Below are 4,117 nucleotides of genomic sequence, written 5' to 3' on the forward strand. Positions count from 1 at the left end.
GGCAAGAAGATCCCGCTCAACATCGACGGCGCCACTGCCGTCATCTATGGCGAGCTCGGCTTTCCACCGCCGCTGACACGCGGCCTTTTCGTGCTCTCGCGCTCGGTCGGCATATTGGCGCATGCGTGGGAACAGTCGCAACAGAGCGATCGCAACAAGGGACCACTGCCGCGCGAATGGCTGTGGGCCTATACCGGCACGCCGGTGCGGCCTTTTACTCAGGGAGATGGCGACTCCAAATGAGGCCTTGGTTCAGGTTCGCCAGCGGGCGCTGGATGGGGAACTTTCAAGTTCTTCAGCAGCGTTGAAAGATCGGGCTCGTCGATAAGCGCTGCTGCGTCTGCCAGCGTCAGCCATGCTCGATGCCGCCTTTTGGCTTCCTGCCAATTGGCCAGCTCCTCCGTCACCGCCAGCAGGTAGACGATGACGTCGACGCGGACGAAGCGGTTTGTCAGCCGCTTCCAGTAGGAATAGGTGCCGGCCGGCTGCTTCAGCGTCTTGCCGAGGACGCCGGCTTCCTCCTGCGCTTCGATGGTGGCTGCCTTGCGCCCACTCTTGCCCTTCATCGGCCAGCCCTTGGGCACGATAAAGCGCATTGTCGATATCGAGGTGACCAGCATCACCTCGACGTTGCCATGCTCGCTCAGCCGAAAAGGAATCGCCGCGACCTGACGGATCCGCTCGCCCTTCCTCGCCTTGCGTACAACCTTCTTCTTGGTGGCTGCCATTCCCGAGATCCAATCAGGGCAGTGCCCAAGCACAAAGGCACGTTGCGAAAATCAAAACCGCCTTTGATGCTACTTCAAGTGGAGCGGTATTCAAGGCTATAAGCCGGCTAAATAAATGAAAAGCGTCGGCTCATCAGCGGCAGGTGCTGATAAAGCGGCTGCCCGACCGCCGCAACTGGCACGTAGGCCTCATCTGCTGAATATCAGGCCGTTGCGGCGCGACCTCGCGATCCTGGGCACGGAACTGCTGTTGCTGCTGCTGGTATCGCTGCCGCCGCAGCCTGTTCTCCAGCATCTGCAATTCGTTTTGCAGGACCAGCGCGTTGCGGTTGGCGGGAGTGACGATCTGCGCGGAGATGGCCGCGTCCGACAGCATCGCTGTTGCCAGCATTGCCGACATGAAGATCATCGATGGGCGAAGCTGCGACATCCATTCATTCCCGCACCAAACTGGAGCCTCCAATTATATAGGGCATTTGCCCGGTGATGCCATGGCTAAAGCCTCGCGGGGCGGAATTGGCGGGTTGAGTTACCGGAACTCAAAGCCGGTCGACCCATGTAGTGCCGGGCAAGGGGATAAATCTCGAGATCGGCGACAAGAAATTGAGGGCATCCTGCAGCTCAGCACCTGTGAGACCGCCGGTTGCCTGGTGCCCGAGGCATTCAACGCGAAAATCACGCCGCTGCTCAGGGCCGCCACCATTTTTGAGAATTAATACGGTCGCGCTCAATACAGGCTAGCCGATCAGCTTCCCATCTCATTGGCCGGCTCCAGCGGCGCGCTTTCTCGAACCGCGGAACTCTCGGCCGATTGAGCGTTGTCCACCAGGATTATATTCAATCCACTTCGCGCAGACGATATCCGACGCCGGTTTCGGTGGTGATGTAACGCGGCTGGTCGGGCGTTTTCTCGATCTTTTGCCTGAGCTGCCGCACATAGACCCTGAGATACTGCACGTCGGTCGAATCGCCCCAGACCTGCCTCAAAAGAAACTGGTGGGTGAGAACCTTGCCGGCGTGCTGCACGAGGATGCGCAGGATGTCGTACTCCTTCGGCGAGAGCTTTATCTCCCTGCCCTCGATCGTGACGATGCGCTTCACCAGATCGACCGTGAGATCGCCGGTGTGGAAGACCGGCTTCTCACCCTGCTGCTGGAACTTGTGGCGGAGCGCCACGCGGACGCGCGCGACAAGCTCGTTCATGCCGAACGGCTTGATGACATAGTCGTCGGCGCCGAGCTCAAGTGCCGAGACGATGCCGGTCTCGTCGGTGCGGCTGGAGAGGATGACCACGGGAACATCCATGCCGTCATCCCGCCATTTGCGCAGCAATTCGTGGCCGTCCATGCCGGGCAGGCCGAGATCGAGCAGGATCAGGTCCGGCCTTTCCGTCTCCATGAGTTCGATCGCCGCCTTGGCGTTCGGCGCCTCGCTGATTGCATAGCCCTGGCTGCCAAGGCCGACGCGGAGCAGCTTGCGGATCGGCGGTTCGTCATCGACGACCAATATCCTGACGTCCAGGTTCGTCATGGCAGGTCATCCATGTCGGGTTCGTTCACATGTTGGTCTGCCGGTACCGGCATCCTGATGGTGAAAACCGCACCCGAGCGATCGGTCCTGTTGACCGCCGAAATCGTGCCGCCCATCGCCTCGATGAAGCCGCGGCAGATCGAGAGCCCGAGCCCGGTGCCGGCACGGACCTGATCGCCCTTGCGCACCCGGTGGAACGTGTCGAAAATGCGCTCCAGGTCCGCTGGCGGAATGCCTGGCCCCTCGTCCATGATCTGCACGATGACGGAACCATTGTCGGCCCAGCCCTGCAGGCGGATCGTCGAAGCTGGCGGCGCGTATTTAGCGGCATTGTCGAGGAGGTTGAACAGCGCCTGCTCGAACAGGACGGGATCGACCCTCAACATCGGCAAATCCGTGGGAATGTCCATTTCGGTCTTGTGTTCGCCGATGATTTTTCTGGCTCGATGCAAGGCGGTGCCGACAATATCGCCGACATAGTGGAATGCGTAGTTCGGCTCCATCGCACCGGATTCGATCTTGGTCATGTCGAGCAAATTGGCGATGAAGCGGTTCAGCCGTTCCGATTCGTCGAGCACGGTCGACAGCAGGTCCGCCCGGTCCGCTTCGGGAAGCGCCGGCGCAAATTCCCGCAAGGTACCGGCGGCGCCCATGATGGCGGCCAGCGGAGTTTTCAGATCATGGGAAATCGAGGTCAGCAGCGCCGAGCGCAGGCGGTCCGCCTCGGCCTCGAGCTTGGCCCGGTCGACGTCGGCAACAAGCTGGATGCGTTCGATGGCGACTGCCGCCTGATCGGCGAGGGCGTCGAGGAGGCGCTTCTGTTCGGGAGTCAGCAGCGGGCCTTGCTTGTCGTTGTCGAGGCCGACGACGCCGACAGCGGTGCGCCCGGTCCGCAGCGGAAGATATAGGCGTTTTGCCCCGGGAAGCGTATCGGCGCCACGGCCCGCAGCGCGATCGTGCTCCCAGGCCCAACGGGCGGCTGCGATGTCTGCCTCGGCCAGCGTGTCGTCAGGCGGATAGCCGGCCTTGACGGTGATCGAACCATTCTCCGGCAAAAGCAGCACCACGCGCAGCTTCAGCATCGAGGCAATCTGGAAGGCTGTGGCCCACAGTACGTCGTCCAGCGTGCCGGCGCCGGCGAGCTTCTTTGAGAAGAGATACATATCTTCCGTGGCGCGTGCCCGTGATCGGGCGGCGACCGCCTGCCGCTGCACACGCGCCGTCAGATTGCTGGCAATGACCGCAACAACCAGGAAGACAGCCAGCGCAACGATGCTCTCCGGATCGTGGATCGTCAGTGTGTAGCGTGGTTCCAGGAAGAAATAGTTGAAGGCAATGGCGCTGATGAGGCAGGCATACAAGGCCGGCCAGAGACCGCCGGTCACCGCCGACGTCAGGACCCCGATGAGAAAGATGATCGCCAGATTGCGGACATCGAGAAACTGGTGGAGAAGGAGGGCGAAGGCGAGCGAGCCAACAACATAGGCCGTGGCCTTGAGATAGGGCCAGATCTCGAATTGCCACTGCTCGTCCGCCGCCCTGACGGTCCTCGACGTCGCCTCGGCGTTGCGTTCGTTTCCCGAAATGACATGGACGCTGATGTCGCCGGCATTACGGATGAGATCATAAGTGAGCGAGCCTTCGATCAATTCCCGCCAGCGCGATCGGGTCGGCCTGCCGATCACGATATGGGTGAAGTTGTTCGCGGTCGCATGGCGAACGATGTCCTGCGCAACGTTCTGACCTGGAATGGTCGTTACCTCGGCGCCGAGCTGCTCGGCAAGGCGCAGCAGCGTCGCCAGCCGATCCTTGTCCTCCTCCGACATCGCGGCTGAACGAGGGGTATCGACATGAAGCGC

Annotated in this window: 6 protein-coding genes; 2 read left to right on the plus strand and 4 right to left on the minus strand. The window is 61.4% G+C overall.

All coding sequences use genetic code 11. The features are described 5' to 3' along the window. Positions 1-243, plus strand: a 243-nt coding sequence (locus tag EOA85_RS29320; RefSeq protein ID WP_281033799.1) for a citrate/2-methylcitrate synthase, incomplete at its 5' end; no start/stop codon positions are given. Here the strand turns inward: EOA85_RS29320 and EOA85_RS29325 are convergent. Beyond that, complete coding sequence (locus EOA85_RS29325) at positions 219-728, minus strand: NUDIX hydrolase (RefSeq protein ID WP_127212085.1); 510 nt, start codon at positions 726-728, stop codon at positions 219-221. The two genes, EOA85_RS29320 and EOA85_RS29325, sit on opposite strands and share 25 nt — an antisense overlap. A 133-nt stretch (positions 729-861) precedes the next feature. Then, entirely contained in the window at positions 862-1,128 is a 267-nt protein-coding gene (locus tag EOA85_RS29330; protein ID WP_245486119.1) for a hypothetical protein, read from the minus strand. Between EOA85_RS29330 and EOA85_RS39415 the strand changes: the two genes are divergently transcribed. After that, complete coding sequence (locus EOA85_RS39415; protein WP_245486121.1) at positions 1,127-1,444, plus strand: hypothetical protein; 318 nt, start codon at positions 1,127-1,129, stop codon at positions 1,442-1,444. The two genes, EOA85_RS29330 and EOA85_RS39415, sit on opposite strands and share 2 nt — an antisense overlap. 121 nt (positions 1,445-1,565) lie before the next feature. On the opposite strand, the gene EOA85_RS29340 is transcribed toward EOA85_RS39415, so the two are convergent. Together EOA85_RS29340 and EOA85_RS29345 are read right to left on the minus strand one after the other, a co-directional pair. Then, entirely contained in the window at positions 1,566-2,258 is a 693-nt protein-coding gene (locus EOA85_RS29340; RefSeq protein ID WP_127212087.1) for a response regulator transcription factor, read from the minus strand. Next, the coding region (locus EOA85_RS29345; protein WP_164759958.1) for a sensor histidine kinase KdpD at positions 2,255-4,117 on the minus strand (1,863 nt) is incomplete at its 5' end. The genes EOA85_RS29340 and EOA85_RS29345, both read right to left, overlap by 4 nt.

Source organism: Mesorhizobium sp. M5C.F.Ca.IN.020.29.1.1, from assembly GCF_003997375.1.
Lineage (GTDB): Bacteria > Pseudomonadota > Alphaproteobacteria > Rhizobiales > Rhizobiaceae > Mesorhizobium > Mesorhizobium wenxiniae.

Bases quoted from the DNA above. Each gene is read 5' to 3' on its own strand.
- EOA85_RS29325 (WP_127212085.1), bottom strand. From the start codon at position 728: ATGGCAGCCACCAAGAAGAAGGTTGTACGCAAGGCGAGGAAGGGCGAG.
- EOA85_RS39415 (WP_245486121.1), top strand. From the start codon at position 1,127: ATGAAGATCATCGATGGGCGAAGCTGCGACATCCATTCATTCCCGCAC.
- EOA85_RS29330 (WP_245486119.1), bottom strand. From the start codon at position 1,128: ATGTCGGCAATGCTGGCAACAGCGATGCTGTCGGACGCGGCCATCTCC.
- EOA85_RS29340 (WP_127212087.1), bottom strand. From the start codon at position 2,258: ATGACGAACCTGGACGTCAGGATATTGGTCGTCGATGACGAACCGCCG.